This is a genomic window from Pseudoroseomonas sp. WGS1072, assembly GCF_049340465.1.
GTDB lineage: Bacteria > Pseudomonadota > Alphaproteobacteria > Acetobacterales > Acetobacteraceae > Pseudoroseomonas.
In genome coordinates this window covers 318,472-345,449 of the sequence record NZ_JBMPSU010000001.1, presented here as the reverse complement: position 1 = coordinate 345,449, position 26,978 = coordinate 318,472, and the positions used below count along the sequence as shown (strand labels likewise).

Sequence of the window (26,978 nt, the reverse complement as noted above, 5' to 3'; positions counted from 1 at the left end):
GCGCGCTGCGCGGGAATAACCCAGTCGAATGAATCGTTCTTCGTTCGAGATACTATGAGCTTTCTTTGTTAAAGATTCGATACAGCGCCGAACTCTGCGGTGCTGGCAAAACGTGGTGGGCCTGCCGCCACATCGCCGAAAAGGCCGGGCGCTACCTCCTCGTCGTTGATCGACGTGCCGTCTTTTCCGACCGCAAGAACCTGATCAGCCGGTTTGCGTCCGAGGTCGGCACCTTCCCCAAGATCGTCGAGATTTTCAGTGCCTCGGATGAATGGATTGGAGGCCGCCCTGACGTGCGTCGGGCGGTGCGTGAGGCAGGCTGTGAGCACGCGAGCCAGAAACATGTTGTCGTCCTTCTGACGCACGAGGCGTTGAAGTCGTCGGACCTGAGCACCTACCGGGACAACTGGCATTGCATCATCGACGAGGTGCCGACTTTGTGGACGCATTCGGAAGTTTGCAGCCCGGTGCTCGGTCAGCTTCTTGAAAAGACTTACAACCTTGAGCCGATACTCAAGGAGGGCTGGTCGGCCTTGAGGGTCAAGGCGGATGGCCCCTCGCTCACCGACTACTACGCCGATACCGTTCTTTCTGGATGGGGCGACATCCATCGTCAGATCAGGGACCGAGACGCCTTTGCTAAGATTGGTTCATGGCAGGATGCAGCCAGTCGGTCCTCGTGGTCATTGGTCTCTATCTGGAATCCTGAGTCTCTGCGCGCCTTCTCGCAGGTGACGCTGCTCGGAAATGCCTTTGAGCACACCGTTACCTATAAGCTGCTCGAAAGACACTTCGGTGATGTGGTGAAGCTTGAACCTTTCGCCGTTCCGACGACGCGACACGTCACGTGGCAGCCGAGGAAGCTGTTGATCCGATACTTTGCAAAAAGCCACCGGGCTGGAAGCGCATTCTGGGCAACGGCTGACGGACGCGAATGCCTCCGTCGTATCCCGTGGTGGGTCAACGCCCACACGCAGCGAGGGGCACACTACTGGTCCTGTAACAATTCGCTTTACGGAAGCGGTCAGGTGATGGACGGACGGAGGGTGTCTCCGAAGATTGCCGGAGAGAATGGCCTACGCAACCTGACCTGCGGCACCTTCATCTATAGTGCCAAGCCGAGCCAGCGTGAGCGGGAGGCTCTCAGCCTGTTCGGCATCTCCTTCGACGAAGTGGTCAGGTCTCGCGAATATGAGGACCTGATTCAGATGCTCTGGCGATCCTCTCTGCGCGACGCGGCCGATACCCGGTCGGTCGAGTTCCGGGTCTATGACCAGCAGCAGGCCGAGTTGCTGCTCGGCTTCATGGCGCAGGCCGCGCCGCACGTCGCCGTAACTCTTGAGCAGATCGATCTCGGACTGGACGCCTTCAAGCCTCGGAAGACCGGCAGACCCAAGAAGGACCTGACGGTGGTCGAGGCCACCGCCAAGAAGGAGCGGGAGAAGCTTCAGGCCGCAGAGCGTCAGCGGAAGCGTCGCCAGAACCGTGATGCGGACCGTGACCTCGATCTTCGTGGAGACAGCGGAGGCCAGCGCGGCATCGATCCGCCACCGTTCTTGGCACCGTCTCCCGGACCCTCGGCAACACCGCCTCCGATCTGATCGCGAGAACACCTTCCGCCCAGACCGTCGTCGGCATCATCTGGTGGCCGAGGCCCTGAACGATGGAGCCGACCATGCTTCTCGCCTCGGCACCCACCATCAAACATCGTTAGCCAAACGGCCCGCTAAGGCCGTCGTGGCACTTGTGGTGCCATTTATCGCCTTCCACCCAAAAAGAAGGCCGCCAACCCTCGCGGGTGGCGGCCAAGTCATACAGGGAGGCTTCACGTCTGGGAGACGTAGGGTCCTGGGACCCCCCGGCCAAAATCGCCGGACACCGGCAACTTAGGCATGGCGGCGCCATGCTCCCAGCCCGATTATTGCCGTCCCGCCATGCGCTCAGAGCATGGAAGCATCAGGACTGCAGATTCGCCAGCTCCGACACCAGGAAATCACGGAACACGCCGACGCGCTTGGAGTGCCGCATCTCCTCGGGATAGACGAAGTAGGAATCGACGCGCGGCGACTTCAGGTCGGTCAGCACGGGGACCAGGTCACTGAGCTCCTCCCCCATGTAATCGGGCATGGCCGCCAGGCCGAGGCCCGAGCGCACCGCATGCAGCATCGCCGGCAGGCTGTTCACCTCGACCGCGGCGCGGCGCGGGCTGCCCGGACGCCGCCCGGCCTCCAGCAGCCAGTTGATGCTCTCCACCGGCGGCCGGTAGTCGCCATAGACGATCAGCCGGTGGGCATCGAGATCCTCGGCGCGCTGCGGCGCGCCGGCCTGCTTCAGGTAGTCCGCCGAGCCGACGATGCGCCAGCCGAAGGTCGCCACATGGCGCTGGATCAGATCGGGCTGCTTCGGCGGATGCATGCGGATGGCGACATCGGCCTCGCGCATGGCGAGGTCGAGATCGGCGTCGTCGAGCAGCAGCGTCACCGTCACGTCCGGATGCTGCGACATGAACTTGCGCAGGCGCGGCGCCAGCCAGGTGGCGCCGAAGCCGGTGGTGGTGGTGACCTTGAGGCGCCCGGCGGCGCGCTCGCGGCTCTCCGTCAGCAACGCCTCGGTCATCGCCAGCTTGGCGAAGACCTCGCGCACCGTGCGGTTCAGCGTCTCGCCCTGTTCGGTGAGGATGAGGCCGCGCGCATGGCGGTGGAAGAGCGGCACCTGGAGGGCCTCCTCCAGCGCCTGGATCTGGCGGGAGACGGCCGATTGGCTGAGGTTGAGCGATTCACCCGCATGGGTGAAGCTGCCTGCCTCGGCGACCGCGTGGAAGACCCGGAGCTTGTCCCAATCCAGCGGCATGGCGTCAGGCGGCTTCGGCCTGGGCGGCATCCTCGCCGAGGGCGAGGAACTTCTCCGCCTCCAGCGCGGCCATGCAGCCGGTGCCGGCGGCGGTCACCGCCTGGCGGAAGACGCGGTCCTGCACGTCGCCGGCGGCGAAGACGCCGTCCCGGCTGGTGCGCGTCGAATCAGGCGCTGTCACCACATAGCCCTCCGCATCCATCTCGAGCTGCCCCCTGAACAAGGCGGTGGCCGGCGCGTGGCCGATGGCGACGAAGACGCCATCCACCGCCAGCTCCCGCCGCGTGCCATCCTTCTGCCGCAGCCGCAGGCCGCGCGCGACGGGCGTGCGCCCGCCGGTCTCGGCCAGCACCTCCTCGACCGCCGTGTCCCAGTGGATGGTGACATTCGGCCGGGCGAAGAGGCGCTTCTGCAGGATACGCTCGGCGCGCAGCGAGTCGCGGCGGTGGATCAGCGTCACCGACCTCGCCAGGTTGGAGAGGTAGAGCGCCTCCTCCACCGCCGAATTGCCGCCGCCGATCACCGCCACATCCTTGCCGCGGTAGAAGAAGCCATCGCAGGTCGCGCAGGCCGAGACGCCGAAGCCGGACAGCTCCTTCTCCCCCGGAATGCCCAGCCACTTGGCCTGGGCGCCGGTGGCGATGATCAGCGACTCGGCCTCGTAGATGTCCCCGGAATCGCCGGTGCAGCGGAAGGGGCGGACGGAGAGATCGACCGCGGTGATCAGGTCATGGCGGATGGCGGCGCCGACATGCTCGGCCTGCTCGCGCATCTGCTCCATCAACCAGGGGCCCTGCACCGGCTGCGCGAAACCCGGGTAGTTCTCGACCTCGGTGGTGATGGTCAGCTGGCCGCCCGGCTGCATGCCCGCGACCACCAGGGGCGACAGCCCGGCGCGGGCGGCGTAGATCGCCGCCGTGTATCCGGCGGGGCCGGCACCGAGGATCAGGAGGCGGGTGCGGTGCAGTTCGGGCAAGGCTTATGGTCCTGGGAATCGCTCTGGTGACGCAGGATATCGGAAAGATAGGCGCCTGCCGCAACCCGATGCCTTGAATACAGGGGCGCGTGCAAGGATATTGCGCCTCGAACGCCGCGTGAGCAATGAAACGGTTCCGATGAAGCCCGAGACGACCGACAATCTTGATACCGTGGATCGGCAGATCCTTGCCGAGCTGCAGAATGACGGTCGGATGACCAATGTGGAGCTGGCGCGGCGCGTGGACCTCTCCGCGCCGCCCTGCCTGCGGCGGGTGCGGCGGCTGGAGGAAGCGGGGATCATCCGCGGCTATCACGCCGATATCGACCCGGTGGCGCTGGGCTGGGAGATCACCTTCTTCGCCCTGGTCGGGCTGGAGAGCCAGAAGCACGCCATCCTGGCCGGCTTCGAGGCGGATGTGACCACCTGGCCGGAGGTGCGGGAATGCCACATGATCCGGGGCGGCGGGGACTTCCTGCTGCGGCTGGTGGCGCGCGACACGGCGCATGAGAACCAGCTCACCAACCGGCTGACCGCGGCGGCGCATGTCGGCCGGGTGACGACGCTGCAGACCATCCACACGGCCAAGGAGGTGCCGGGCGTGCCGCTGGAGCGGTGATCCCGGCCGGGCGGCCTATTGCGCGCGGCGCACGGCGTAGCCCGCCGCCATCATGGCCGAGACGATCGCCTGGCCCTGAACGGCGTCGCGCACCTCGATCATCAGCTCCAGCTCGGTCGACTGCACGGTGGGCGCGCCGAAGAGCTGCTGGTGCTTCACCTCGATGACATTGCCGCCGGCATCCGAGATGCGCTTCGAGATATCGGCCAGCACGCCGGGCCGGTCGGGGATGTCGAAATGCAGCCGCATGATCCGCCCGTCCCGCAGCAACTGGCGCAGCAGCACGTTGGACAGCGCCCGGGCATCGATATTGCCGCCGCAGACCGGCGTGCCGACGCGCCGGCCGGCGAAGCGGGCCGGATGCGCCAGCAGCGCCGCGACGCCGGCCGCCCCGGCGCCTTCGGCCACCACCTTGGCGCCCTCGGCCAGCAGGGCGATCCCCTGCTCCACCGCGCGCTCCGGCACCACCAGCACCTCGATGCCCAGGCGCCTCAGCAGGGCATAGGGCGTCTCGCCGACATCGCGCACCGCGATGCCCTCGGCGATGGTGGGGCCGCCCACGGCCACCGCCTGGCCGGCCAGGCGCTGCGCCATGGCCGGATAGCCCTCGACCTCGACGCCGTAGACCTTCAGGGCCGGGTTCGTCTCCAGGGCCGCCACGGCGCAGCCGGCCAGCAGCCCGCCGCCGCCCACCGGGAAGACCAGCGTGTCCAGCCCCGGCGCCTCCTCGATCATCTCGATCGCCATGGTGCCCTGGCCGGCGATGATCCCCGGATCGTCATAGGGGTGGATGAAGGTCAGCCCCTCCCGCAGCGCCAGGGCATGCGCATGCGCCGCCGCCTCGGCCAGGGTCTCGCCATGCAGCACCACCGTCGCGCCCCAGCCCTCGGTGCGGACCACCTTGGTGGAGGGGGTGAACCGCGGCATGACGATGGTGGCGGCGATGCCGAGCAGGCTGGCGTGGCGCGCCACCGCCTGGGCATGGTTGCCGGCGGACATGGCGATGACCCCGGTGGCCCGCTCGCGCGCCGTCAGCAGGGCCAGCCGGTTGGCCGCCCCGCGCTCCTTGAAGGCGCCGGTGGCCTGGAGATTGTCGAGCTTGAGCCAGACCTCGCAGCCGGCCACCCGATCGATGGCCGGGGCGCGCACCAGGGGGGTGCGCGACACCGCGCCCCGGATGCGCGCGGCGGCCTCCCGCACCTCGGCCAGGGTCACGGCGGTGTCGAGGGGGGCTTCGGCCAGGGCTCCCGGCAGGCTGCGTCCCGGCATGGCGGTCAGCGGAAACGGACCTTGGTGATCTCGTAGGCGCGGGCGCCGCCCGGCGCCGGCACCTCGACCGTGTCGCCCACCGACTTGCCGAGCAGCGCCTTGGCCAGCGGCGAGGAGAGCGAGATCGAGCCCTGCTTGGTGTCCGCCTCGTGCTGGCCGACGATGCGGTAGGTCTTCTCCTCCTCCGACTCGTCGTCGATGATCGTCACCGTCGCACCGAAGCGGACCTGGTCGCCGGAGAGCTTGGAGACGTCGATCACCTCGACCGAGGGAATGACGCTCTCGAGTTCGGCGATGCGGCCCTCGATGAAGGACTGCCGCTCGCGGGCGGCATGATACTCGGCGTTCTCCGAGAGGTCGCCATGGGCGCGCGCCTCGGCGATCGCCCGGATCACGGCGGGGCGCTCCTCGGACTTCAGGTGCCGCAGCTCTCCCTCAAGCCGGTTGAGCCCCTCGGCGGTCATCGGGAACTTCTGCACGGCAGTCCCTTCCTTCATACGCAGCAGTGACCGCCGGGCAAGATGTCCGGCGGTTGTGCGGCGCCCTTGCCAGTCTCCACGACTGCCGGCGCCCACGACGGAAAGACAGAGCGGGCGGAGCCCGGGTCCGACCCGGACCCGCCCCCGCCCCGCGAATGATCGTTCTGTTTCAGAACGAAGGAGGAAAATAGGCCTGGAGCGGCGCCACATCAAGGGTTCCGGCCCGGAGCGCGGCGATGGCGTGCACTGCCGCGCGGGCGCCCGCCATGGTGGTGTAGTGCGGCACGCCCTGGGTCAGGGCGCCGCGGCGGATGTCGAAGCTGTCGGCCACCGCGCGGCCGGAGCCGGTGGTGTTGATGACGAGCTGGATCTCGCCGTTGCGGATGGCGTCCACGCAATGCGGCCGCCCCTCCATCACCTTGTTCACCACCGAGACGCCGAGCCCGGCCTCGCGCAGCGCCGCCGCGGTGCCGCGCGTCGCCATCACCTGGAAGCCCATCTCGTTCAGCCGGCGGGCGAGCGAGATGACCGACTTCTTGTCGCTGTCCTTGACCGAGAGGAAGGCGGTGCCGGCCTCAGGCAGCTTCACCCCGGCGCCGAGCTGGGACTTGGCGAAGGCGCGCTCGAAGGAGGCGTCGAGGCCCATCACCTCGCCGGTGGACTTCATCTCGGGACCGAGGATGACATCGACGTTGGGGAAGCGGTTGAAGGGGAACACGGCCTCCTTCACCGCGACGTGGCGGCTGATCGCCTCGTCATCCAGCGTGAATTCGGCGAGCCTCGCGCCGGCCATGACGCGGGCGCCGATCTTGGCCACCGGCACGCCCGTGGCCTTGGCGACGAAAGGCACGGTGCGCGAGGCGCGGGGATTGACCTCGAGCACATAGATCTCGTTGTCCTTCACCGCGTACTGCACGTTCATCAGGCCCTTGACCTTGAGGGCCTTGGCCATCGCCTCGGTCTCCGCCTTCAGCTCGGTGATGATGGCCGGCGAGAGGGAATAGGGCGGCAGGGAGCAGGCGCTGTCGCCGGAATGGATGCCGGCCTCCTCGATATGCTCCATGACGCCCGCGACATAGACCTCGCCCGCCTCGTCGGCGATGCAGTCCACATCGACCTCGATGGCGTCCTGCAGGTACTGGTCGATCAGGATCGGGTTCTCGCCCGAGACCTTCACCGCCTCCTGCCCGAAGCGCAGCAGCTGCTCCTTGTTGTAGGCGATCTCCATCGCGCGGCCGCCGAGCACGTAGGAGGGGCGGACGACGACGGGGTAGCCGATGCGCTCGGCCTCCTCCACCGCCTCGTCCAGCGTGCGGACGATGCCGTTCTGCGGCTGCTTCAGGCCGAGACCCTTCAGCAGCTGCTGGAAGCGCTCGCGGTCCTCGGCGATGTCGATCGCCTCGGCCGAGGTGCCGAGGATGGGGATGCCCGCCTTGTGCAGCGCCTGGGAGAGCTTCAGCGGCGTCTGGCCGCCATACTGCACGATGCAGCCCAGCACCTCGCCCTTCTCCTGCTCGCGGCGGATCAGGCTGATCACGTCCTCGGCGGTGAGCGGCTCGAAATACAGGCGGTCGGAGGTGTCGTAGTCGGTGGAGACTGTCTCGGGGTTGCAGTTGACCATGATGGTCTCGAAGCCCGCGTCGCGCAGCGCGTAGCAGGCATGGACGCAGCAATAGTCGAACTCGATGCCCTGGCCGATGCGGTTGGGACCGCCGCCCAGGATGATGATCTTCTTCCTCTCCGTCGGCCGGCTTTCGCAGACCGGCGTGCCGAAGCCGCCCTCGTAGGTCGAGTACATATAGGGCGTGTCGGAGGCGAACTCGGCCGCGCAGGTGTCGATGCGCTTGTAGACCGGCAGCACGCCGAGCCGCTCGCGCAGCGCCTGCACCGCCGCCTCGGCCTGGCCCGACAGCACGGCGAGGCGCCGGTCGGAGAAACCCATGGCCTTCAGGCGGCGCAGCCCGGTCGCGTCCCGCGGCAGGCCATCGGCGCGCACCGCCTCCTCGGCGCGGACGATCTTCTCGATCTCGCGCAGGAACCAGGGCTCGAACTTGCAGGCCTGGTGGATCTCCTCGACCGTCAGGCCGGCGCGGAAGGCCTGCGCCACGTCCAGCACGCGGTCGGGCTTCGGCGTGGCCAGCGAGGCGATATGCGCCTCCTTCGAGCCGTCGCCGGGATTGCCGATGTCGTCGAGACCGGAGAGGCCGGTCTCCAGCGAGCGCAGCCCCTTCTGCAGCGCCTCATTGAAGGAGCGGCCGATGGCCATCGCCTCGCCCACCGACTTCATCGAGGTCGTCAGCGTCGCCGGCGTGCCGGGGAACTTCTCGAAGGTGAAGCGGGGGATCTTGATGACGACATAGTCGATGGTCGGCTCGAAGCTCGCCGGCGTCACCATGGTGATGTCGTTCTTCAGCTCGTCCAGCGTGTAGCCGACGGCGAGCTTGGCGGCGATCTTGGCGATCGGGAAGCCGGTGGCCTTGGAGGCGAGCGCGGAGGAGCGCGAGACGCGCGGGTTCATCTCGATGACCACCATGCGGCCATCGGCGGGGTTCACACCGAACTGCACGTTGGAGCCGCCGGTATCGACGCCGATCTCGCGCAGGCAGGCGATGGAGGCATCGCGCATGCGCTGGTATTCCTTGTCGGTCAGCGTCAGCGCCGGGGCGACGGTCACGGAATCGCCCGTGTGCACGCCCATCGGGTCCAGGTTCTCGATGGAGCAGACGATGATGCAGTTGTCCGCGCTGTCGCGGACCACCTCCATCTCGTACTCCTTCCAGCCCAGCACGCTTTCCTCGATCAGCACCTCGCTGGTCATGGAGGCGCTGAGGCCGGCGGAGACGATCTGCTCGAACTCCTCGCGGTTGTAGGCGATGCCGCCGCCCGTGCCGCCCAGCGTGAAGGAGGGGCGGATGACGCAGGGGAGCTTGACCTCCTCCAGCCCGGCGCGCGCCTCCTCCATCGTGTGCGCGATGGCCGAGCGCGGGCTCTCGATGCCGATCTTGGTCATGGCATCGCGGAACTTCAGCCGGTCCTCGGCCTTGTCGATCACCTCGGCCTTGGCGCCGATCAGCTCGCAGCCGTACTTCTCCAGCACCCCGGCCTCGGCCAGCTTCAGCGCGGTGTTCAGCGCGGTCTGCCCGCCCATGGTGGGCAGCAGCGCATCGGGGCGCTCCTTGGCGATGATCTTCTCGACCATCTCGACCGTGATCGGCTCGATATAGGTCGCGTCCGCCAGGCCGGGGTCGGTCATGATGGTGGCGGGGTTGGAGTTCACCAGGACCACCCGGTAGCCCTCCGCCCGCAGCGCCTTGCAGGCCTGCGCGCCGGAATAGTCGAACTCGCAGGCCTGGCCGATGACGATGGGGCCGGCCCCGATGATCAGGATGGACTTGATGTCGGTACGCTTCGGCATCGGGGGGACCCTATCTGCGAAAGTGCCGGCCGGGGGCCGGGATCAGCCGTGGACGGACATTCCGCCATCCACGGGGATGGCGGTGCCGGTGATGAAGGCGGCGGCGTCGCTCGCCAGGAAGGCGGCGATGCCGCCGAAGTCGCCGGGCCTGCCCCAGCGCTTCTGCGGCGTGCGGGCGAGCACGCTGTCGTTCAGCGTCGGGATGTCGCGCTTGGCGCCGGCGGTCAGATCGGTCTCGATCCAGCCGGGCAGGATGGCGTTGGCGGTGATGCCGTCCGGCCCCCAGGCGACCGCGAGGGAGCGCGTGTACTGCACGATGCCGCCCTTGCTGGCGCCATAGGCCGGGGAGAGCGGCAGGCCGAAGATCGACATCATCGAGCCGATGCAGAGGACGCGGCCATGGCCGCTGGCCTTCAACGCCGGATAGGCCTCGCGCGTCAGGCGCATGGCGCTGGTCAGGTTGATGTCGATCACCGCCGCCCAGTCCTCGTCGGTCACGTCCTGCGGCAGGCGGCGGATGTTGGTGCCGGCGTTGTTCACCAGGATGTCGAGCTGCCCGCTGGTCTCGGCCAGTGCCGCCTGCATGACCCGCGCCGGCTCGCCGGGCCGGCTGAGATCGGCCTCGAGCGCGAAGGCGCCCTGGCCCAGCTCCGCCACGGCCGCGGCGTTCTTGTCCGGATTGCGGCCGACCACGATGACCCGCGCCCCGGCCGCGGCGAGGCCGCGCGCCATGCCGAGCCCGATGCCGCCATTGCCGCCCGTGACCAGGGCGACGCGCCCGGTCAGATCGAACATCCCAGACATTCCTGCTCTCCCTCTCGCGGCGGCCCCGCGCTTCAGGCCGCCTTGTGCTTCTCGATCATCTCGACAAAGCGGTGGAAGAGATAGTGACTGTCGCTCGGGCCCGGGCTGGCCTCGGGGTGATACTGCACGGAGAAGGCCGGGCGGTCGCTCGCGGCGATGCCCTCGTTCGAGCCGTCGAAGAGGCTGACATGCGTCACCCGCACCCCGGAGGGGAGGGACTTCTCGTCCACCGCGAAGCCGTGGTTCTGGCTGGTGATCTCCACCTTGCCCGTCGCCAGGTCCTTGACCGGCTGGTTGGCGCCGCGATGGCCGCGCTCCAGCTTGTAGGTCCGGGCGCCCAGCGCCAGCGCCAGGAGCTGGTGGCCGAGGCAGATGCCGAAGACCGGGGTGCCGGCCTCCAGCACGCCGCGGATGGCCGGCACGGCATAGGCGCCGGTCGCCGCCGGGTCGCCCGGGCCGTTGGAGAGGAAGACGCCGTCCGGCTGATGGCGCAGGATCTCCTCCGCGGTGGCGGTGGCGGGCAGCACCGTCACGGCGCAGCCGGCATCGGCCAGGCAGCGCAGGATGTTGCGCTTGGCGCCATAATCCACGGCGACCACCTTATGCCTGCGCACCGGGTTATTCTCGAAGCCCTGGCCCCAGGACCAGAGGCCCTCCTCCCAGGCATAGGGCTGGCGGCAGGAGACCTCGCGCGCCAGGTCCATGCCCTCGAGCCCGGGCCAGCCGGCGGCCTGCGCCTTCAGGGCCGCGAGGTCGAAGCGGCCATCCGCCGGATAGGCCAGCACGCCGTTCGGCGCGCCGCCGTCGCGGATGCGGGTGGTCAGCGCCCGCGTGTCCACCCCGGCGATGCCGGGGATGCCGTGGCTCTTCAGCCAGTCGTCCAGGTGGCGGGTGGCGCGGTAATTGGCCGGCTCGGTCAGGTCGAGCTTGACCACCAGGCCGCGCGCGGCGGGGGTGATGCTCTCGCTGTCCTCCGCATTGGCGCCGACATTGCCGATATGCGGGAAGGTGAAGGTGATGATCTGCCCGGCATAGGAGGGATCGGTCAGGGTTTCCTGATAGCCCGTCATGCCGGTGTTGAAGCAGATCTCCCCGACGCTCGCCGTCCGCGCGCCGAAGCCCACGCCCCAGAAGACGCTGCCATCGGCCAGCACCAGGACCGCGGTGGCGCCCGCCGGCGGCTGGCCCGGCGGGGTGCCGGACGCGTCGGGGGTCGGGGTCGCAGCGGCCATGCTCGTCGTCTCCGGGCTCGGGTCGGGTTGCGGGGCGGGGGGCATGTCCTGGCTGGTGGCGGCCAGGACGGCCAGCGGCAGGCCCGAGGCGGCGCTGAGGGCGGCCCAGTGCTTGGGCGGGATGGCGCGGGCCTGTCGCCACTTGCGCACGGCCTCGGTGCCGACGCCACAGGCCTTGGCCACCGCCTCGGCGCCACCCATCAGGGCAAGGATGTCTTCCACGGTCCGCATGGAGCGGTTATCTGGGAAAAAATTTCCCAAAACAAGGATTCCTTGAGGCAGTTCGATGACTCTTCGTCCGTCAGGCAGATAGGGGAAAAATTTCTGGGAAGAATTTTCCCAGGCGACGAGGCTGTGTGTCGCCCTTCACCATTGTCCTGCCGGGGCGGGCGGGCTTTATAGCCCCGCATCAGGGCCGGCCGGCCTCACCTCCCGGCGAGCCGGCCGCGAGAAGGAGAAGACCGATGAGCCTGCGCGCGCGCTTCACCGAGAGCCTGAAGGCCGCCATGCTGACCAAGGACGCGGCGCGGACCTCCGCCATCCGCATGATCCTGGCGAAGCTGAAGGACACCGACATCGCCGCGCGTCCGGCCGGGGTGGAGCAGGTGCCGGAGGAGCAGATCGTCGCCATGCTGCGCGGCATGGTGAAGAGCCGGCGCGAGAGCGAGGCGATGTACCGCCAGGGCAACCGTCCCGAGCTGGCGGAGAAGGAGGCGGCCGAGATCGCGGTGATCGAGGGCTTCCTGCCGCAGCAGATGGACGAGGCGGCGATGCGCGAGGCGGTGGCCGCCGCCGTGGCCGAGACCGGCGCCGTCTCGGTGAAGGACATGGGCAAGGTGATGGCGGCGCTGAAGGCGCGGCACGCCGCGACGATGGACATGGCCAAGGCGGGGCCGATGGTGAAGGCGGCGCTGGGCGGCTGAGGCCGTGCATCGGGGCGGTGAACCCATTAAGGGTGGACCGCCATGTCGCTTCCGCCCGATTTCCTGGAGGAGCTCCGCCTCCGCACGCCGCTCCCGGGACTGATCGGGCGCAATGTCCGGCTGACCCGGGCCGGGCGGAACTGGCGCGGCTGCTGCCCCTTCCACGGCGAGAAGACCCCCTCCTTCTACGTCTATGACGACCACTACCACTGCTTCGGCTGCGGCGCGCATGGCGATGCCATCGCCTATGTCATGCAGAGCCAGGGCGCGAGCTTTCCCGAGGCGGTGGAGCGGCTGGCCTCCGAGGCCGGGATGGAGGTGCCGAAGGCGACCCCGCAACAGGCCCGGCGGGAGGCGCGGCAGCGCGACCTGCATGCCGTCATGGAGGCCGCCGCGGAGGCCTTCCAGCGCCGGCTGCGCCTGCCGGAGGGCCGCGCCGGGCTCGACTACCTGCGGCGCCGGGGGCTGACCGAGGAGACCATCCGCCGGTTCGGCCTCGGCTGGTCCGGCGGCGGGCGCGGCGCCCTGGCGGCGGACCTGAAGCCGCAGGGCATCGAGCCGCGCCAGCTCGTCGAGGCCGGGCTGATGCGGGCCGGCGAGGACGAGGCGGCGCCCACCGACCTGTTCTTCAACCGGGTGATGTTCCCGATCCGCGACCGGCGCGGCCGCATCGTCTCCTTCGGCGGCCGCCTGCTGGGCGACGGGCAGCCGAAATACGTCAACGGGCCGGAGACCGGGCTGTTCTCCAAGCGGCGCAACCTCTACGGCATCGACCTGGCGCGCGACGCCGCCTTCCGCGGCGCGCCGGTGGTGGTGGTGGAGGGCTACATGGATGTCATCGCCCTGCACCAGGCGGGCTTCGGCGGCGCCGTCGCCCCGCTCGGCACGGCGCTCACGGAGGAACAGCTCACCACGCTGTGGCGCCTGACGCCGCAGCCCGTGCTCTGCTTCGACGGCGACGCCGCCGGCGCCCGGGCCGCCGCCCGCACCGCCATCGAGCTGGCCCTGCCGATGCTCGACAGCCCCGAGCGCCGGCTGGGCTTCGTCACCCTGCCGGCGGGGGAGGATCCGGACACGCTGGTGGGGAAGGGGGGCGCGCGCGCCTTCCAGGCCGTGCTGGACGCGGCACGGCCGCTCTCCTCGGTGCTCTACGACATGCTGGCGGCGCAATCCCCCGGCGCCTCGCCCGAGGCGCGGGCGGCGCTGCGGCACCGGCTGGTCGCCGCCGCCGGGAGCATCCCGGACAAGATCCTCGGCGCCGAGTACCGCCGGCAGCTGCTCGACCGCTTCTTCGAGGAGGGCCGCCGCGCCGCGCCCGCCCGGCCTGTCTCCCGCGCGGCCGGTCGGGAGATGGGGCGGGCGGGCGGGCGCCAGGGCTGGGGCGCCCCGCCGCCGCTCAACCTGCCCCGCCCGGACATCGACCCCGCCCGGGTGCGGCTGGAGCAGGCGCGCTGCCTGCTGGCGCTGGTCGTGGCCCATCCCTGGCTGCTGGCCGAGGTGGAGGAGGCGCTGGGGCAGCTCGACCTGCCCTCCGGCCTGCCGGACCGGCTGCGCGGCGTCCTTCTCGCCTGGCATGGCGGGGCGGAGGCGCCGGACCCCGAGGCCCTGGCCGGGCACCTGCGGCAGGCCGAGCCGGAGGGGCTCGACTGGGTGCGGCGCTTCGACGGCATGCCGGCCGCCGCCGCGGCCGATGCCCTGCCCAAGGCGGTGGCCGAGGCCTGGTGGCACTTCTTCGGCCGCTTCCGGGGCGAGGCCGCGCTGCTGCAGGAGCGGCAGGAGGCGGCCCGCGACTTCGCCGCCTCGGGCGATGCGGCGGCGCAACGGCGCCTGATCCGTCTGAACGAATTGCTGGCGGCGCAGCGGCGCGGCGAGATGGAGGACGAGACCGCCGGCGAGGGCGGCTGAACGGGGGCGTGGCAATCTCCGGGGTGCTCTTGTGCTGCGGGGTGCGGGGGCGTTATGGCCCCGGATGGAGGCGGCGATCGGGGGTGCAACCCGGCGCGGTATTCGGCCCCCGCTACGGCGGGGCCCTGGGACCCAGACGAGAGTTCCGGTTGTCCTCGCGGGCTGCCGGACAGCGTCAGACGGAGCGGATCGGCATGGCGAGCAAGGTCGCGAACAGCACCGACACGGTCGAGAACCGCGATGAGGCCGTCGAGGGGGCGCTCCTCGACACGGTCGCGGCGGCGGTCAAGAAGCTGGTCGTGCGCGGCAAGGAGCGCGGCTACGTCACCTATGACGAGTTCAACCAGGCGCTGCCGGACAGCCAGGTCTCCTCCGAATTCATCGAGGACACCATGGCGATGCTGAGCGATCTCGGCGTCAATGTGGTGGAGGCCGAGGAGCCCGAGGACACCGAGACCGCCGCCGCCAAGCCCGCCGCCAAGGCGGAGGGCGAGGAGGAAGAGGAGGAGGAGGACAGCTCCGGCAACGTCAACGAGGAAAGCCTCGGCCGGACCGACGATCCCGTCCGCATGTACCTGCGCGAGATGGGCAGCGTCGAGCTGCTGTCCCGCGAGGGCGAGATCGCCATCGCCAAGCGCATCGAGGCGGGGCGGGACGCGATGATCGGCGGGCTCTGCGAGAGCCCGCTCACCTTCCAGGCCATCCTCACCTGGCACGAGGCGGTCAAGGACGGCCGCATGCTGCTGCGCGACGTGATCGACCTCGAGGCGACCAACGCCGCCGACAGCCCCGACGTGCCGCCCGCCGCCGAGGCGGAGGAGTTCGAGGAGGGCGAGGAAGGCGAGGGCATGGGCCTCTCCCTCTCCGCCCTGGAAGAGAAGCTGAAGCCCGAGGCGCTGGCGACCTTCGAGGCCATCGAGGACCTCTACACCAAGCTGCAGAAGCTGCAGTCGAAGCGGATGGAGGCCTATACGGCCGGCGAGGAGTTCGCCGCCCGCACCGAGAAGACCTATGAGCGGCAGCGCCAGGAGCTGGTCGCGCTGGTGCAGCGGGTGCAGCTGCACAACAACCGGATCGAGGAGCTGGTGGACCAGCTCAAGGGGCTGAACCGCCGCATCACCGGGCTGGAGGGGCAGGTGCTGCGCCTGGCCGAGGCCAGCAAGGTCAAGCGGGACGACTTCCTGGACCACTGGCGCGGCGCGGAGATCGACCCGGCCTGGTTCGAGCGCATCGCGGCCCTGCCGCAGAAATCCTGGAAGAACTTCGTCGAGCGCTCGCGCGCCGAGGCGGAGCAGATCCGCGGCCAGATCGGCCAGACCGCGGCGCTGACCGGCCTGCCGGTCGGCGAGTTCAAGCGGGTCTATGCCACGGTCAGCCGCGGCGAGCGCGACATGACCCAGGCGAAGAAGGAGATGATCGAGGCCAACCTGCGCCTCGTGATCTCCATCGCCAAGAAGTACACCAATCGCGGCCTGCAGTTCCTGGACCTGATCCAGGAGGGCAACATCGGCCTGATGAAGGCGGTGGACAAGTTCGAATACCGCCGCGGCTACAAGTTCAGCACCTACGCCACCTGGTGGATCCGCCAGGCGATCACCCGCTCCATCGCCGACCAGGCGCGCACCATCCGCATCCCCGTCCACATGATCGAAACGATCAACAAGCTGGTGCGGACCAGCCGCCAGATGCTGCACGAGATCGGCCGCGAGCCGCAGCCGGAAGAGCTGGCCGAGAAGCTCGGCATGCCGCTGGAGAAGGTCCGCAAGGTCCTCAAGATCGCCAAGGAGCCGATCAGCCTCGAGACGCCGATCGGCGACGAGGAGGACAGCCACCTCGGCGACTTCATCGAGGACAAGGCGGCCATCATCCCGCTCGATGCCGCCATCCAGTCGAACCTGCGCGAGGCCACCACCCGCGTCCTGTCGAGCCTGACGCCGCGTGAGGAGCGCGTGCTGCGGATGCGCTTCGGCATCGGCATGAACACCGACCACACGCTGGAGGAGGTCGGGCAGCAGTTCAACGTGACGCGCGAGCGCATCCGCCAGATCGAGGCCAAGGCGCTGCGCAAGCTCAAGCACCCGAGCCGCAGCCGGAAGCTGCGCTCCTTCCTGGACAGCTGAGGATGGCCCTGTCCCTGGTCGAGCCGGCGCAGCGGGTGGTGGTGGATGTCACCTTCCTGCGCATGGCCGCCCCGCCCCGGGAAGCGGCGCCCGCCCTGCCCGCCGGGCTGCGGCTGGAGCGCCTGGCGCGGTGCAGCGTGGCCTTCTACCGCTACCTCTACAACACCGTGGGGCAGGATTACGTCTGGTGGCTGCGCCGGGCCGCCAGCGACGCCGAGATCGCCGCCATCCTGGCCGATCCGGGCGTCTCCATCCATGTGCTCTACGAGGGCGGCGAGCCGGCGGGCTTCTTCGAGCTGGAGCACCGCGCCGCCGCAGGCCAGACCAACATCGCCTATTTCGGGCTGCTGCCGCATGCGGTGGGCCGCGGGCTCGGCAAGGCCTTCCTGCGCGCGGCGGTGGATGCCGCCTGGGCCGAGGGCGGCTCGCTGGTCACGGTCAACACCTGCACCGCCGACCATGCCCGCGCCCTGCCGAACTACCTGGCGGCGGGCTTCACCCGGCTGCGGACGGTGCGGGAGGTCTGGCCGGTGCCGCTGCGCCTCGGCCTGAAGGTGCCGGAGCGGCTGCTGGCCTGACCCGGCCCCGCCCCCTGGCCGGTGGGGAGAGGCACCGCCGTCATCCCCCCCGCCCGGCCGGGGCCCGTTACTTCGCCGCGGCGATCTGGCGGGTCAGGATCTCGGCCGCCTGGGCGGCGTCGCCCCAGCCCTTCACCTTCACCCACTTGCCGGGCTCCAGGTCCTTATAGCGGGTGAAGAAGTGCTCGATCATGTCGCGGGTGATCTTCGGCAGGTCGTCCATCTCCTTCACCTCGGTGAAGACGAGGGAGATCTTGTCGTGCGGCACGCAGATGAGCTTCTCGTCCTGGCCGCTCTCATCCTCCATGAACAGCACGCCGATCGGCCGGGCGCGGATCACCGCGCCGGGCACCACCTGGGCGGGCACCAGGACCAGGGCGTCGGACGGGTCGCCGTCATCGGCCAGGGTGCCGGGGACGAAGCCATAGGCGGCCGGATAGGCCATCGGGGTGAACAGGAAGCGATCGACGATGACGGCGCCGCTCTCCTTGTCCACCTCGTACTTCACCGAGCTGCCCTGCGGGATCTCGATCACGACGTTGATGTCGTGCGGCGGGTTCTTGCCGGTGGAGAGCTTGGTCACGTCCATAAGGGGCCATCCATCATCTGGCGTCGGAGCCACGGCTGTTAGCAGGGGGCGGCGGCGGCGTCCATGCGGGAGGCCGGGTTGGGATGCCTGGGCGTCTGGGCCCTTGCCGGGCCCCCGGCCGGTCGCGCAGCATGGCGGCCGGAGGATACGAGCATGACCACCCGCCGCCGCCTGCTGGCCACCAGCCTGGGTCTTCCCCTGGGTCTTCCCGTGGGTCTCGCCCTGGCCGCTGCCGGGCCGGGGCGGAGTGCCGGGGCGCAGGAGGCCGCGCCGCCGGTGCCGCGCCGCGACTTCACCGTCCAGGGCTACACGACGCGCGGTGGCGCCACCCTGCCGGCCATCCGCACCGGCTACCAGACCGCCGGCAGGCTCAACGCCGCCGGCGACAACGCCGTGCTGATCACGCATTTCTTCAGCGGCAACGGCCAGGCCTTCGGCCGTAACGACCCGGACGGGCCGCTCGGCTGGTGGGACGCCGTCATCGGCCCCGGCCGCCCGATCGACACCGACCGCTACTTCGTCGTCGCCGCGGACAGCCTGGTGAATCTCAACGCCCCCGACCGCTACACCGTGACCACCGGCCCCGCCTCGGTGAACCCCTCGACCGGCCGGCCCTGGGGCATGAGCTTCCCGGTGGTCTCGATCCGCGACTTCGTCGAGGTGCAGAAGCGGCTGCTGGAGCATCTGGGCGTGAGGCGGCTGGCCCTGGTCGCCGGGCCGAGCATGGGGTCGCTGCAGGTCATCGAATGGGCGGCGGCCTATCCCGAGATGGTCGAGCGCGCCATGCCGGTGATCGGCACCGGGGAGATGGATGCCTGGATGCTGGGCTGGCTCGACCTCTGGGCGGCGCCGATCCGCACCGATCCGAACTGGCGGGGCGGCGACTACTACACCCAGGGGCGCGACCCGCCGATCCGCGGCCTGACCGAGGCGCTGAAGCTCGTGACGCTGCATTCGCGCGACCGCGGCTGGGCGGCGGCGCAGTTCGGCCGCCGCCCCGCCGAGGGGCAGGACCCGGCGCGGCGCATCCAGGACCGCTACGCCATCGAGACCTGGCTGGAGGGCGCGGCGGCGGCGCGGGCGCGGCTCTCGGACGCCAATTCCTTCCTCTACCTGGTGCGCGCCAACCAGCTCTTCCTGAGCGAGTACGGCAGCACGGCGGAGGCCCTGGCGCGCAGCCGGGCGCGCTGGCTGGTCGTGCCCAGCCGGGGCGACCGGGTCTTCCCCCTCGAATACAGCCGCGAGCTGGTGGCCGGGCTGCGCGCCGCCGGCCAGGCGGTGCAGGAGGCCGAGCTTTCGGGCGGGCTCGGGCATCTGGAGGGCGTGGCCAACATCGCCCAGGCGGGAGAGGCCATTCGCGGCTTCCTTGCCGCCTGAGCGCCGCCGGTCTAGCTCTTGGCCGGAAGGGGCGCGAATTCGCCGCCCCCGCCCTCCCGGCGCGCCCGTAGCTCAATGGTCAGAGCGGGCCGCTCATAACGGCTTGGTTGCGGGTTCGAGTCCTGCCGGGCGCAGGGGAGGGGGCAGGGGAGGGGGCAGGGAAGGGCGCGGGGAAACCCTTACGCTTGGCGCGCGGCGCCATGCTGGCTAGAACCGGGGCCGAACCTCTGCCCCGGGATATGTCCGACCATGGCCGCTCACCAGTACGTCTACGTGATGAAGGATCTCACCAAGTCCTACCCGGGCGGGCGCGAGATCTTCAAAGGCATCACCCTCTCCTTCCTGCCCACCGCCAAGATCGGCGTGCTCGGCCCGAACGGCGCCGGCAAGTCCACGCTGATGCGGATCATGGCGGGCATGGACCGCGAGTTCGGCGGCGAGGCCTGGGCGGCCGAGGGCGTCAAGGTCGGCTACCTGCCGCAGGAGCCGCATCTCGACCCGGACAAGACGGTGGGCGAGAACGTCCGCGACGCCTTCGGTTCGCTGGCGGCGGATCTGGAGCGCTTCAACGAGATCTCGATGAAGTTCGCCGAGGAGATGAGCGAGGAGGAGATGAACACCCTCCTCGCCGAGCAGGCCGAGCTGCAGGAGCGGATCGACGCCGCCAATGGCTGGGATCTGGACCGCACCATCGACATCGCCCTCGACGCGCTGCGCTGCCCGCCCGCCGACAGCCCGGTGACCAACCTCTCGGGCGGCGAGCGGCGCCGCGTCGCGCTCTGCAAGCTGCTGCTGGAGAAGCCCGACCTCCTGCTGCTCGACGAGCCGACCAACCACCTCGACGCCGAGAGCGTGTCCTGGCTGGAGAAGACGCTGCGCGAGTACCAGGGCGCGGTGCTGATCGTCACCCACGACCGCTACTTCCTCGACAACGTCACCAACTGGATCCTCGAGGTCGATCGCGGCCGCGGCATCCCGTATGAGGGCAACTACTCCGCCTATCTCGCCGCCAAGCGCAAGCGGCTGCAGCAGGAGGAGAAGGAGGAGAGCACCCGCCAGCGCCAGCTCGCCGAGGAGCAGGAGTGGATTGGCCGCAGCCCCGCCGCCCGCCAGGCCAAGAGCAAGGCGCGCATCCAGGCCTATGAGGAGCTGCTGGCCAAGAGCCAGGAGCGCGCGCCCGACCCCACCGAGATCCAGATCCCGCCCGCCCCGCGGCTGGGCAACACGGTCATCGAGGCCGAGGATCTGCGCAAGGGCTTCGGCAACAACCTGCTGATCGACGGCCTGTCCTTCAAGCTGCCGCCCGGCGGCATCGTCGGCGTCATCGGCCCGAACGGCGCCGGCAAGTCCACCCTGTTCAAGATGATCACCGGCAAGGAGAAGCCGGATGGCGGCACGCTGCGGATCGGCGAGACCGTCTCCCTCGGCTATGTCGACCAGTCGCGCGACACGCTGGATGACAAGCGGACCGTCTGGCAGGAGATCTCCGACGGGCAGGACCTGATCACCATGGGCAAGCGCAGCGTGCCCTCGCGCGCCTATGCCGCCGCCTTCAACTTCAAGGGCTCCGACCAGCAGAAGCCGGTGGGCGTGCTCTCGGGCGGCGAGCGGAACCGGGTGCATCTGGCGAAGATGCTGAAGGAGCCGCACAACGTCATCCTGCTCGACGAGCCGACCAACGACCTCGACGTGGACACGCTCCGCGCGCTGGAGGAGGCCTTGCAGGACTTCGCCGGCTGCGCCGTGATCATCAGCCACGACCGCTGGTTCCTCGACCGGCTGGCCACGCACATCATGTCCTTCGAGGGCGACAGCCACGTCGAATGGTTCGAGGGCAACTACCAGGCCTACGAGGCCGACCGACGTCGACGTCTTGGCGCGGCGGCCGATCAGCCGCACCGGATCAAGTACCGGCCGCTCACCCGGTAAGCCGGTGGACATGCCGGCGCGGGTGGAATCCCCGCACACGGCGCGCACCGCCCGCCTGGTGCTGCGCCCCGTCGAGCCGCGGCATCTGGCCGATCTTGTCGCCCTGAAGGGGGACGAGGCGGCCTTCGGCCTGATGCTGCACGGCCTCCGCACGCCCGAGCGGGCAGCGGAGGAGTTGCGCGACGACATCGAGTTCTGGTCGGTGCGGGGCTACGGCACCTGGGCGGTGCATCGTGGCGAGGACGAGGCCTTCCTGGGCATCGTCGGCCTGATGGAGCGGCCGGACGGGCGGGGGGTGGCGCTGCGCTTCGCCCTCTGGCCCTGGTCGCGCGGGCGTGGCTATGCGCGGGAGGCGGCCCGTGCGGCGCTGGACTTCGGTCATCGCGCCGGGCTGCCGCGCATCATCGCGGTGGCGCGGGAGAGCAACCTGGCCTCCCGCGGGGTGCTGGGGGATCTTGGCCTGCGGGCCTGCGGCCGCTTCATGCACCAGGGCCATCCGATGATGGTATTCGAGAGCCTGCGCGCCCCGCCGCCCCTGGCGCAGCAGGGGGGCTGAGGAGAAGGGGAGGATTGTGGCGACGCGGTCACAGCCCACGATGAACACAATCCCGCCACAATTCTTTCCATCGAGATTATCGAGTTTTTTCAATTGATTATGATCGAGATGTAAGGTTTCGCTTGGATGAAATAAGGCGGTCCCGCCTTATTTTCACTTGTGTCGCTGCGTCGCACAAAAGATAAGGAGGCCGGGGAGCAAACGGACCAGAGCCTGAGGGGGCCTGATGTCGTCGTTCCGCAGCATCCTGACCGGTCTTTTCGTCGGCCTCCTGGCGCTGGGCGCCAGCCCGCCCCTTCGCGCCCAGTCGGTGGAGCCGCTGTCTCCGGCCGAGGCCGGCTTCACGCTGCGCGCCGCTTTCGGAGGCGCCATGCCCTATGCCCGGCGGGAATCCTTCGTGGTGGCGACGCTGGCCGGTCCCGCCGCCGGCCGCCGCCTCTCCCTGGCCAGCACCCTGCCGCTCTCCGGCCTGGTCCGGCCGGTCTTCGACGCCCGGCCGCAATACGTGCTCGGTGCCGGCCTCGGCCTGGCCGAGATCGGCGGCGCCCGGCTGTCGCTCGACGGGCTGATCTCGGCGGGGGCGGAGCCGCCCGCGGGGGAGGAGCGCCGCCCGCTCCTGGGCCTCGCCCGGTTGCGCCTGGTGTTCTGAGCCGGCGCCTCAGCCGGCGGCGGCCAGCCGGGCCATCGCGGTGGCGGTGGCGTCGTCGGCCGGGAAGAAGGCCTCGATCGTCACTTCCGACAGCGTCACATCCACCGCCGTGCCGAACACGGTCGTGGTGCTGAGGAAGCTGAGCGGCCCGGCCACGCCCGCCAGCCGCAGCGGCACGGCGATGCCGCCCTCCTCCACCGGCGCCGCCCGGGCGCCTCTCGCCTGCGGCGGCGGTGGATAACCCTTCAGCTCCTCCAGCAGCCGCAGCAGCGCGGCGTCCGATGAGGCCTGCACCTCGTGCGCCAGCCGCGCCAGCAGGTGCGCGCCCCACTCGGCGAAGTTCAGGATGCGCGGCGCCAGCCCTTCCGGGTGCAGGCTGAGGCGCAGCACGTTCACCGGCGGCTGCATCAGAGGGCCGGACAGGCCGCCCAGCAGCCGGAACACGGCGGCATTGGCCGAGAGCAGGGTCCAGTGCCGGTCCACCGCCAGCGCCGGATGCGGCATGTGGCCATGCAGGATGCGCTCCACGGCCTGCCACGCCGCCGCCAGCTCCGGCGCCTGCAACGGCCGCTCGCCATAGGCCGGCGCGAAGCCCGCCGCGGCCAGGATGGCGTTGCGCTCGCGCAGCGGCACGCGGAGCTGCTCCGTCAGGTGCAGCACCATCGCGCGGCTGGGCATGGCGCGGCCGGCTTCCAGGTAGCTCAGGTGCCGCTGCGAGATCTCGGCCTCCAGCGCCAGCGCCATCTGGCTCAGCCGCCGCTGCTGCCGCCAGTGGCGCAGCAGCGCGCCGGCGGTGGGACGCTCCGTGCTCATCATGCGCCGAACCTAGCCAGCCCTCCCGCCGCCCGACAATGACCTCCGAGGTTATCGCGCCGCTCCCGCCTCCCGGCCCAGCATCGGCCCGCCGGCACCGCATCCCGTGGCGCCGCGAGCGACCGAGGAGCCTGCCATGACCACGCCTATTCCCTCCCTCCGCGCCCTGCTGGGGCTCGATGCGCTGAGCTGCGCCGGCATGGGCGCCGTGCTGCTGGCGGCCCCCTCCGCGCTGGGCGGCTGGATGGCATTGCCGCCGGCGCTGCTGAGCGGGGCGGGGCTGGCGCTGCTGCCCGTGGCGGCCTTCATGGCCTGGCTGGCGCGCGGGCCCGGCGTGCCGCGCTGGGGGCTGCGCCTGGTGGTGGCCGGCAACCTGCTCTGGGTGGCGGCGAGCCTGCTGCTGCCGTTGCTGGGGCTGGTCTCCCCCAACGCGGCGGGCTGGGCCTTCCTGCTGGGCCAGGCGGGCTTCGTCGGCATCATGGCCTGGCTGGAGGCCACGGCCGGGCGCGCCCCGGCGGTGGCGGCCTGATGCGCGCGGAGGATCGGGCCATGACCTGCCATGCCGTCGGTCTGCTGCACGCGGTGGAGATGGGCCCGGAGATCGTGGCCTACCTCGAAGGGATCGACGCCACGCTGGCGCCCTTCGGCGGCCGCTTCCTGATCCATGGCGGGCCGCGGGAGGCGCTGGAAGGGCAGTGCGACCGCGACCTGATCGTCATCGCCTTTCCCGACCGGGCGGCGGCCCGCGCCTGGTACGCCTCGCCAGCCTACCGGGCCATCCTGCCCTTCCGCCAGCGCCATGCGAAGGGAGAGGTCTTCCTGATCGACGGGGTGGAGGAGGGGCACCGCGCGGCCGACATCCTGCGCGGGGCCTGAAGCCTCAGGCGCCGCGCCGCCGGCGCAGCAGCCGCACCCCGAGCAGGGCGCCGCCGATCACCAGGAAGGACAGGGCGGTGGAGACGGTGCCGAGCGCGTAGAGCACCGGCGTCGTCACCGTTGTGGTCATGCCCAGGATCTCCAGCGGCAGGGTGTTGCCGCTGCCGGCCGTGAGCAGGGTGCGGGCGAATTCGTCGAAGGACAGGGTGAAGCCGAACAGGGCGATGCCGACCACGCCGGGCGCGATGATCGGCAGCACGACGTGCCGGAAGCCCTGCCACGGCGTGGCGCCGAGGTCGCGCGCCGCCTCCTCCCAGCTGCGGTCGAAGCGGTTGAACACGGCGAAGATGATCAGCAGGCCGAAGGGCAGCGTCCAGGTGAGCTGCGCGCCGAAGGCCGAGGAATACCAGGCCGGCTCCCATTCCATCAGCGTGAACAGCAGCCCGATGCCGAGGGAGACCAGGATCGAGGGCACGATCAGGCTGGCCAGCGTCAGGTAGAACAACGCGCCGCTGCCGGCGAAGCGGCGGCGGAAGGCCATGCCGGCGGCGAGCGAGACGACCACCGTGCAGGCCGTGACCATTGCCGCCAGGGCCAGGGTGCGGCGCATGGCGGCGCCGAGGTCGCCCACCGCCTGGGGCTGGAACAGCCGCGTGAACCAGACCGTGCTGACACCGTTCATCGGGAAGGTCAGCCCGCCATCCGGCCCCTGGAAGGAGAGGATGGCGATGGTGATGGTCGGGCCGTAGAGGAACAGCAGGAAGGCGGCGAAGAGCGCGCCGAGCAGCAGGCGCGCGGCACGGCCGGGCATCTCAGAGCTCCTTGCGGATATCGATGGCGCGCAGCATGGCGGCGACCAGCAGCAGCACCATGGCCAGCAGCACCACCGCATTGGCCGCGGCGGCGGGATACTGCATCAGCCCGATCTGGTTCGAGATCATCAGCCCGACCGAGGCGCTCTGCCCGCCGCTCATCAGCCGCACCGTGGCGAAGTCGCCCATCACCAGCACGACGACGAAGATCGAGCCGATGCCGATGCCCGGCTTGCAGAGCGGCAGGATGACGCACCAGAGCGTCTGCCAGAAGCCGGCTCCCGCATCGCGCGCCGCCTCCAGCAGCCGGTGGTCGATGCGCATCATGGTGTTGAAGACCGGCACCACCATGAACAGCGTGTAGAGATGCACGAAGGCGAGGATGACGGCGAAGTCGGAGAACAGCAGGAACTCCAGCGGCCGGTCGATGGCGCCGAGCCCGATCAGCGTGTTGTTCAGGATGCCGTTGCGCCCGAGGAAGGGGATCCAGGCGATCATGCGGATCAGGTTGGAGGTCCAGAACGGCACCGTGGTCAGCACGAAGAGCAGCATGCGCCAGGTCGGGTCCCGCACCACGAAGGCCAGGAAATAGGCCAGCCAGAAGCCGAGCAGCAGCGTGATCGCCCAGGTCAGGCCGGCGAACCAGAGGGTCTTGAGATAGGTCTGCCACGTGACCCAGGAGGAGAACACCTCCCGGTAGTTGGTCAGCACGAAGTCGGGGATCAGGCTGAAGCTGTCGTAATCGTAGAAGCTGACGACCACCAGCATCGCCATCGGCACGACGAGGAACACGGCCAGCACCAGAGCCAGCGGCGCGGCCTGCAGCCAGGGCATCCATCGGGACATGAAGGGCATCACTCCGGGCCGGAAGCCCGGGAGGGCGCGCGGCCCCCCGGGTCGGTGTCGCGCGGGACAGGCCGCGTGGGAAGCCTCAGGCGGCGATGAACTCGTTCCACTTCTGGACCATGTAGCGGTCCTGATCCATCACCGAGTTCCAGCAGACCACCCGGCCCATGCGCTCGGCGAAGGCGCCGCCGTCGCGCACCGCGCCCGCCTTCTCCATCTCGCGGCCATCGGGCGAGAGGATCGGGGCGGTGGCGGGCTTGCCCTCCATCCAGTAGCCCCACTCATTCTCGCTCATGTTCTGCTTCGCCGTCTCCAGCACCGCCGAATAGTAGCCCTGGCGGTTGAGGAAGGCGCCGGCCCAGCCGGAGAGATACCAGTTGAGGTATTCATAGGCGGCGTCGAGCTGCAGCCCCGAGACGTGGCGCATGACGCCGAGGCCCGAGCCCCAGGCGCGGTAGCCCTCCGCCAGCGGCTGGTAGGTGCAGGGGATGCCGCGCGAGCGGACCGCGGCGACGGCGGGCGACCACATGGACTGGATGACCACCTCGCCCGAGGCCATCAGGTTGACGCTCTCGTCGAAGGTCTTCCAGAAGGCGCGGAACTGCCCGGCGCGCTTGGCCTCGATCAGGAAGGCGATGGTCCTGTCGATCTCCTCGCGCGTCATGTTGCCCTTGTCGCCGTATTTCACGACGCCGGCGCTCTCGGCCACCATGGCGGCGTCCATGATGCCGATGCCAGGGATGTTGAGGATCGAGGCGCGGCCCTTGAAGGCCGGGTCCATCAGGTCCTTCCAGTGGCTGATCGGCCGGCCGACCAGATCGGGGCGGATGCCGAGCGTGTCGGCGTTGTAGATGGTGGGCAGCAGCGTCATCAGCTCGGTGCGCTTGCCGGCGAAGCTCTTGGCATCCCTGCTGTCCACGAAGCCGACGGAGAAGGGCGAGGTGCCCTGGCCCATCTGGCTGTCCGGCGTCAGCTTCCCCGTGGTGAAGATCGGCACGAGCTTGTCGATCAGCTTGATCCGCGTCGTGTCGATCGGCTGCACCGCGCCGGTCGGATAGACCTTCTTGATCGAGAAGTACTCGATGTCGGCGATGTCGAAGCTGCGCGCCTGGGTGGCGGCGCGCTGCGCCACGGCATCCGTGTCGGTCACGGTGAGCTGCAGGGTAAAGCCGAGATCCTTCTTCACCTGCTCGGCGATCGGGTTCAGCCCGGACACGCCGGTGCCGATCTGGCGCAGCGTCACATCCTTGATGTTCTGCGCCCAGATCGTCGGGAATCCGGTGATGGCGCCGCTGCCCAGCGCGGCGCCGGCCAGCGCCAGGGCGCCGCGGCGGGTGAGGGCGGTCTTCGTCTCGTGCATC

The 26,978-nt window shown here is 69.9% G+C and carries 24 protein-coding genes and 1 tRNA gene; 13 read left to right on the top strand and 12 right to left on the bottom strand.

Annotation, left to right across the window (positions count from 1 at the left end):
- Positions 1–65: 65 nt before the first annotated feature.
- Positions 66–1,601 (top strand): hypothetical protein, encoded by a 1,536-nt coding sequence (locus ACF3NH_RS01635; RefSeq protein ID WP_422921623.1) that lies wholly within the window; start codon positions 66–68, stop codon positions 1,599–1,601.
- A 355-nt stretch (positions 1,602–1,956) separates the two neighbouring features.
- On the opposite strand, the gene ACF3NH_RS01630 is transcribed toward ACF3NH_RS01635, so the two are convergent.
- Both ACF3NH_RS01630 and trxB read right to left on the bottom strand, forming a co-directional pair.
- On the bottom strand, positions 1,957–2,850 hold the full coding sequence (locus ACF3NH_RS01630) for a LysR family transcriptional regulator (protein WP_198366064.1): 894 nt from the start codon (positions 2,848–2,850) through the stop codon (positions 1,957–1,959).
- 4 nt (positions 2,851–2,854) lie between these two features.
- Positions 2,855–3,826, bottom strand: a complete 972-nt coding sequence (gene trxB, locus ACF3NH_RS01625; protein ID WP_198366065.1) for a thioredoxin-disulfide reductase — start codon at positions 3,824–3,826, stop codon at positions 2,855–2,857.
- Positions 3,827–3,965: 139 nt separating this feature from the next.
- Here trxB and ACF3NH_RS01620 point away from each other — a divergent pair, with 139 nt between their 5' ends.
- Positions 3,966–4,445, top strand: a complete 480-nt coding sequence (locus tag ACF3NH_RS01620; protein ID WP_198366066.1) for an Lrp/AsnC family transcriptional regulator — start codon at positions 3,966–3,968, stop codon at positions 4,443–4,445.
- 15 nt (positions 4,446–4,460) lie between these two features.
- Here ACF3NH_RS01620 and ACF3NH_RS01615 read toward each other — a convergent pair whose 3' ends face one another.
- The 5 genes from ACF3NH_RS01615 to carA form a co-directional block, all read right to left on the bottom strand.
- On the bottom strand, positions 4,461–5,714 hold the full coding sequence (locus tag ACF3NH_RS01615) for a threonine ammonia-lyase (protein ID WP_422921622.1): 1,254 nt from the start codon (positions 5,712–5,714) through the stop codon (positions 4,461–4,463).
- A 5-nt stretch (positions 5,715–5,719) separates the two neighbouring features.
- On the bottom strand, positions 5,720–6,193 hold the full coding sequence (gene greA / locus ACF3NH_RS01610; RefSeq protein WP_198366068.1) for a transcription elongation factor GreA: 474 nt from the start codon (positions 6,191–6,193) through the stop codon (positions 5,720–5,722).
- A gap of 169 nt (positions 6,194–6,362) precedes the next feature.
- Entirely contained in the window at positions 6,363–9,608 is a 3,246-nt protein-coding gene (carB, locus tag ACF3NH_RS01605) for a carbamoyl-phosphate synthase large subunit (RefSeq protein ID WP_422921621.1), read from the bottom strand.
- Positions 9,609–9,650: 42 nt separating this feature from the next.
- Positions 9,651–10,403 carry an SDR family NAD(P)-dependent oxidoreductase gene (locus ACF3NH_RS01600; RefSeq protein WP_422921620.1) on the bottom strand — a complete coding sequence of 251 codons (753 nt, stop codon included), beginning with the start codon at positions 10,401–10,403 and terminating at the stop codon, positions 9,651–9,653.
- A 41-nt stretch (positions 10,404–10,444) separates the two neighbouring features.
- Positions 10,445–11,875 carry a glutamine-hydrolyzing carbamoyl-phosphate synthase small subunit gene (carA, locus tag ACF3NH_RS01595; protein ID WP_422921619.1) on the bottom strand — a complete coding sequence of 477 codons (1,431 nt, stop codon included), beginning with the start codon at positions 11,873–11,875 and terminating at the stop codon, positions 10,445–10,447.
- Between the two features lie 233 nt (positions 11,876–12,108).
- On the opposite strand from carA, the gene ACF3NH_RS01590 reads away from it, so the two are divergent.
- The 4 genes from ACF3NH_RS01590 to ACF3NH_RS01575 all read left to right on the top strand — a co-directional run bounded on the left by ACF3NH_RS01590 (position 12,109) and on the right by ACF3NH_RS01575 (position 17,170).
- Positions 12,109–12,567, top strand: coding sequence for a GatB/YqeY domain-containing protein (locus tag ACF3NH_RS01590; protein ID WP_422921618.1), 459 nt, complete (start codon positions 12,109–12,111; stop codon positions 12,565–12,567).
- A gap of 42 nt (positions 12,568–12,609) precedes the next feature.
- The gene (dnaG, locus tag ACF3NH_RS01585) at positions 12,610–14,472 is read left to right on the top strand and encodes a DNA primase (protein WP_198366073.1); all 1,863 of its coding nucleotides are present in this window, start codon (positions 12,610–12,612) and stop codon (positions 14,470–14,472) included.
- Positions 14,473–14,666: 194 nt separating this feature from the next.
- On the top strand, positions 14,667–16,592 hold the full coding sequence (gene rpoD, locus ACF3NH_RS01580; RefSeq protein WP_198366074.1) for an RNA polymerase sigma factor RpoD: 1,926 nt from the start codon (positions 14,667–14,669) through the stop codon (positions 16,590–16,592).
- A 2-nt stretch (positions 16,593–16,594) separates the two neighbouring features.
- The gene (locus tag ACF3NH_RS01575; protein ID WP_422921617.1) at positions 16,595–17,170 is read left to right on the top strand and encodes a GNAT family N-acetyltransferase; all 576 of its coding nucleotides are present in this window, start codon (positions 16,595–16,597) and stop codon (positions 17,168–17,170) included.
- 67 nt (positions 17,171–17,237) lie between these two features.
- Here ACF3NH_RS01575 and ppa read toward each other — a convergent pair whose 3' ends face one another.
- Positions 17,238–17,759 (bottom strand): inorganic diphosphatase, encoded by a 522-nt coding sequence (ppa, locus tag ACF3NH_RS01570; protein ID WP_422921616.1) that lies wholly within the window; start codon positions 17,757–17,759, stop codon positions 17,238–17,240.
- 153 nt (positions 17,760–17,912) lie between these two features.
- On the opposite strand from ppa, the gene ACF3NH_RS01565 reads away from it, so the two are divergent.
- From ACF3NH_RS01565 to ACF3NH_RS01545, 5 genes are all read left to right on the top strand, one after another.
- Positions 17,913–19,136 (top strand): E22 family MetX-like putative esterase, encoded by a 1,224-nt coding sequence (locus tag ACF3NH_RS01565; protein ID WP_422921615.1) that lies wholly within the window; start codon positions 17,913–17,915, stop codon positions 19,134–19,136.
- Positions 19,137–19,197: 61 nt separating this feature from the next.
- Positions 19,198–19,270 (top strand) — tRNA-Ile (locus ACF3NH_RS01560).
- A gap of 115 nt (positions 19,271–19,385) precedes the next feature.
- Positions 19,386–21,065: an energy-dependent translational throttle protein EttA gene (ettA, locus tag ACF3NH_RS01555; RefSeq protein ID WP_198366078.1), complete on the top strand. Its 1,680-nt coding sequence runs from the start codon at positions 19,386–19,388 to the stop codon at positions 21,063–21,065.
- Positions 21,066–21,075: 10 nt separating this feature from the next.
- Positions 21,076–21,621, top strand: a complete 546-nt coding sequence (locus ACF3NH_RS01550; RefSeq protein ID WP_422921614.1) for a GNAT family N-acetyltransferase — start codon at positions 21,076–21,078, stop codon at positions 21,619–21,621.
- 226 nt (positions 21,622–21,847) lie between these two features.
- The gene (locus ACF3NH_RS01545; protein ID WP_198366080.1) at positions 21,848–22,270 is read left to right on the top strand and encodes a hypothetical protein; all 423 of its coding nucleotides are present in this window, start codon (positions 21,848–21,850) and stop codon (positions 22,268–22,270) included.
- 9 nt (positions 22,271–22,279) lie between these two features.
- Here the strand turns inward: ACF3NH_RS01545 and ACF3NH_RS01540 are convergent, their stop codons facing one another.
- A complete protein-coding gene (locus tag ACF3NH_RS01540) occupies positions 22,280–23,086 on the bottom strand; it encodes a helix-turn-helix domain-containing protein (RefSeq protein ID WP_422921613.1) in 807 nt (268 codons plus the stop codon).
- A 133-nt stretch (positions 23,087–23,219) separates the two neighbouring features.
- Here ACF3NH_RS01540 and ACF3NH_RS01535 point away from each other — a divergent pair, with 133 nt between their 5' ends.
- Positions 23,220–23,612, top strand: coding sequence for a hypothetical protein (locus ACF3NH_RS01535; RefSeq protein WP_422921612.1), 393 nt, complete (start codon positions 23,220–23,222; stop codon positions 23,610–23,612).
- 20 nt (positions 23,613–23,632) lie between these two features.
- Positions 23,633–23,959: a DUF1330 domain-containing protein gene (locus ACF3NH_RS01530; protein ID WP_198366082.1), complete on the top strand. Its 327-nt coding sequence runs from the start codon at positions 23,633–23,635 to the stop codon at positions 23,957–23,959.
- A 4-nt stretch (positions 23,960–23,963) separates the two neighbouring features.
- Here the strand turns inward: ACF3NH_RS01530 and ACF3NH_RS01525 are convergent, their stop codons facing one another.
- From ACF3NH_RS01525 to ACF3NH_RS01515, 3 genes are all read right to left on the bottom strand, one after another.
- Positions 23,964–24,770 carry an ABC transporter permease gene (locus ACF3NH_RS01525; protein ID WP_198366083.1) on the bottom strand — a complete coding sequence of 269 codons (807 nt, stop codon included), beginning with the start codon at positions 24,768–24,770 and terminating at the stop codon, positions 23,964–23,966.
- A gap of 1 nt (position 24,771) precedes the next feature.
- Positions 24,772–25,617 (bottom strand): ABC transporter permease, encoded by an 846-nt coding sequence (locus ACF3NH_RS01520; protein ID WP_198366084.1) that lies wholly within the window; start codon positions 25,615–25,617, stop codon positions 24,772–24,774.
- Positions 25,618–25,702: 85 nt separating this feature from the next.
- Positions 25,703–26,977 (bottom strand): ABC transporter substrate-binding protein, encoded by a 1,275-nt coding sequence (locus ACF3NH_RS01515; protein WP_422921611.1) that lies wholly within the window; start codon positions 26,975–26,977, stop codon positions 25,703–25,705.
- Position 26,978 lies beyond the last annotated feature (1 nt).

What these genes read in the sequence shown, in the direction of transcription:
- ACF3NH_RS01615 (WP_422921622.1), bottom strand. Translation starts at nt 5,714, where the DNA reads ATGCCGGGACGCAGCCTGCCGGGAGCCCTGGCCGAAGCCCCCCTCGAC.
- carB (WP_422921621.1), bottom strand. Translation starts at nt 9,608, where the DNA reads ATGCCGAAGCGTACCGACATCAAGTCCATCCTGATCATCGGGGCCGGC.
- carA (WP_422921619.1), bottom strand. Translation starts at nt 11,875, where the DNA reads ATGCGGACCGTGGAAGACATCCTTGCCCTGATGGGTGGCGCCGAGGCG.
- ACF3NH_RS01590 (WP_422921618.1), top strand. Translation starts at nt 12,109, where the DNA reads ATGAGCCTGCGCGCGCGCTTCACCGAGAGCCTGAAGGCCGCCATGCTG.
- ACF3NH_RS01620 (WP_198366066.1), top strand. Translation starts at nt 3,966, where the DNA reads ATGAAGCCCGAGACGACCGACAATCTTGATACCGTGGATCGGCAGATC.
- rpoD (WP_198366074.1), top strand. Translation starts at nt 14,667, where the DNA reads ATGGCGAGCAAGGTCGCGAACAGCACCGACACGGTCGAGAACCGCGAT.
- ppa (WP_422921616.1), bottom strand. Translation starts at nt 17,759, where the DNA reads ATGGACGTGACCAAGCTCTCCACCGGCAAGAACCCGCCGCACGACATC.
- ACF3NH_RS01540 (WP_422921613.1), bottom strand. Translation starts at nt 23,086, where the DNA reads ATGATGAGCACGGAGCGTCCCACCGCCGGCGCGCTGCTGCGCCACTGG.
- ettA (WP_198366078.1), top strand. Translation starts at nt 19,386, where the DNA reads ATGGCCGCTCACCAGTACGTCTACGTGATGAAGGATCTCACCAAGTCC.
- ACF3NH_RS01525 (WP_198366083.1), bottom strand. Translation starts at nt 24,770, where the DNA reads ATGCCCGGCCGTGCCGCGCGCCTGCTGCTCGGCGCGCTCTTCGCCGCC.
- ACF3NH_RS01520 (WP_198366084.1), bottom strand. Translation starts at nt 25,617, where the DNA reads ATGTCCCGATGGATGCCCTGGCTGCAGGCCGCGCCGCTGGCTCTGGTG.
- ACF3NH_RS01575 (WP_422921617.1), top strand. Translation starts at nt 16,595, where the DNA reads ATGGCCCTGTCCCTGGTCGAGCCGGCGCAGCGGGTGGTGGTGGATGTC.
- ACF3NH_RS01515 (WP_422921611.1), bottom strand. Translation starts at nt 26,977, where the DNA reads ATGCACGAGACGAAGACCGCCCTCACCCGCCGCGGCGCCCTGGCGCTG.
- ACF3NH_RS01550 (WP_422921614.1), top strand. Translation starts at nt 21,076, where the DNA reads ATGCCGGCGCGGGTGGAATCCCCGCACACGGCGCGCACCGCCCGCCTG.
- ACF3NH_RS01630 (WP_198366064.1), bottom strand. Translation starts at nt 2,850, where the DNA reads ATGCCGCTGGATTGGGACAAGCTCCGGGTCTTCCACGCGGTCGCCGAG.
- dnaG (WP_198366073.1), top strand. Translation starts at nt 12,610, where the DNA reads ATGTCGCTTCCGCCCGATTTCCTGGAGGAGCTCCGCCTCCGCACGCCG.
- ACF3NH_RS01545 (WP_198366080.1), top strand. Translation starts at nt 21,848, where the DNA reads ATGTCGTCGTTCCGCAGCATCCTGACCGGTCTTTTCGTCGGCCTCCTG.
- ACF3NH_RS01530 (WP_198366082.1), top strand. Translation starts at nt 23,633, where the DNA reads ATGACCTGCCATGCCGTCGGTCTGCTGCACGCGGTGGAGATGGGCCCG.
- ACF3NH_RS01535 (WP_422921612.1), top strand. Translation starts at nt 23,220, where the DNA reads ATGACCACGCCTATTCCCTCCCTCCGCGCCCTGCTGGGGCTCGATGCG.
- ACF3NH_RS01600 (WP_422921620.1), bottom strand. Translation starts at nt 10,403, where the DNA reads ATGTTCGATCTGACCGGGCGCGTCGCCCTGGTCACGGGCGGCAATGGC.
- ACF3NH_RS01565 (WP_422921615.1), top strand. Translation starts at nt 17,913, where the DNA reads ATGACCACCCGCCGCCGCCTGCTGGCCACCAGCCTGGGTCTTCCCCTG.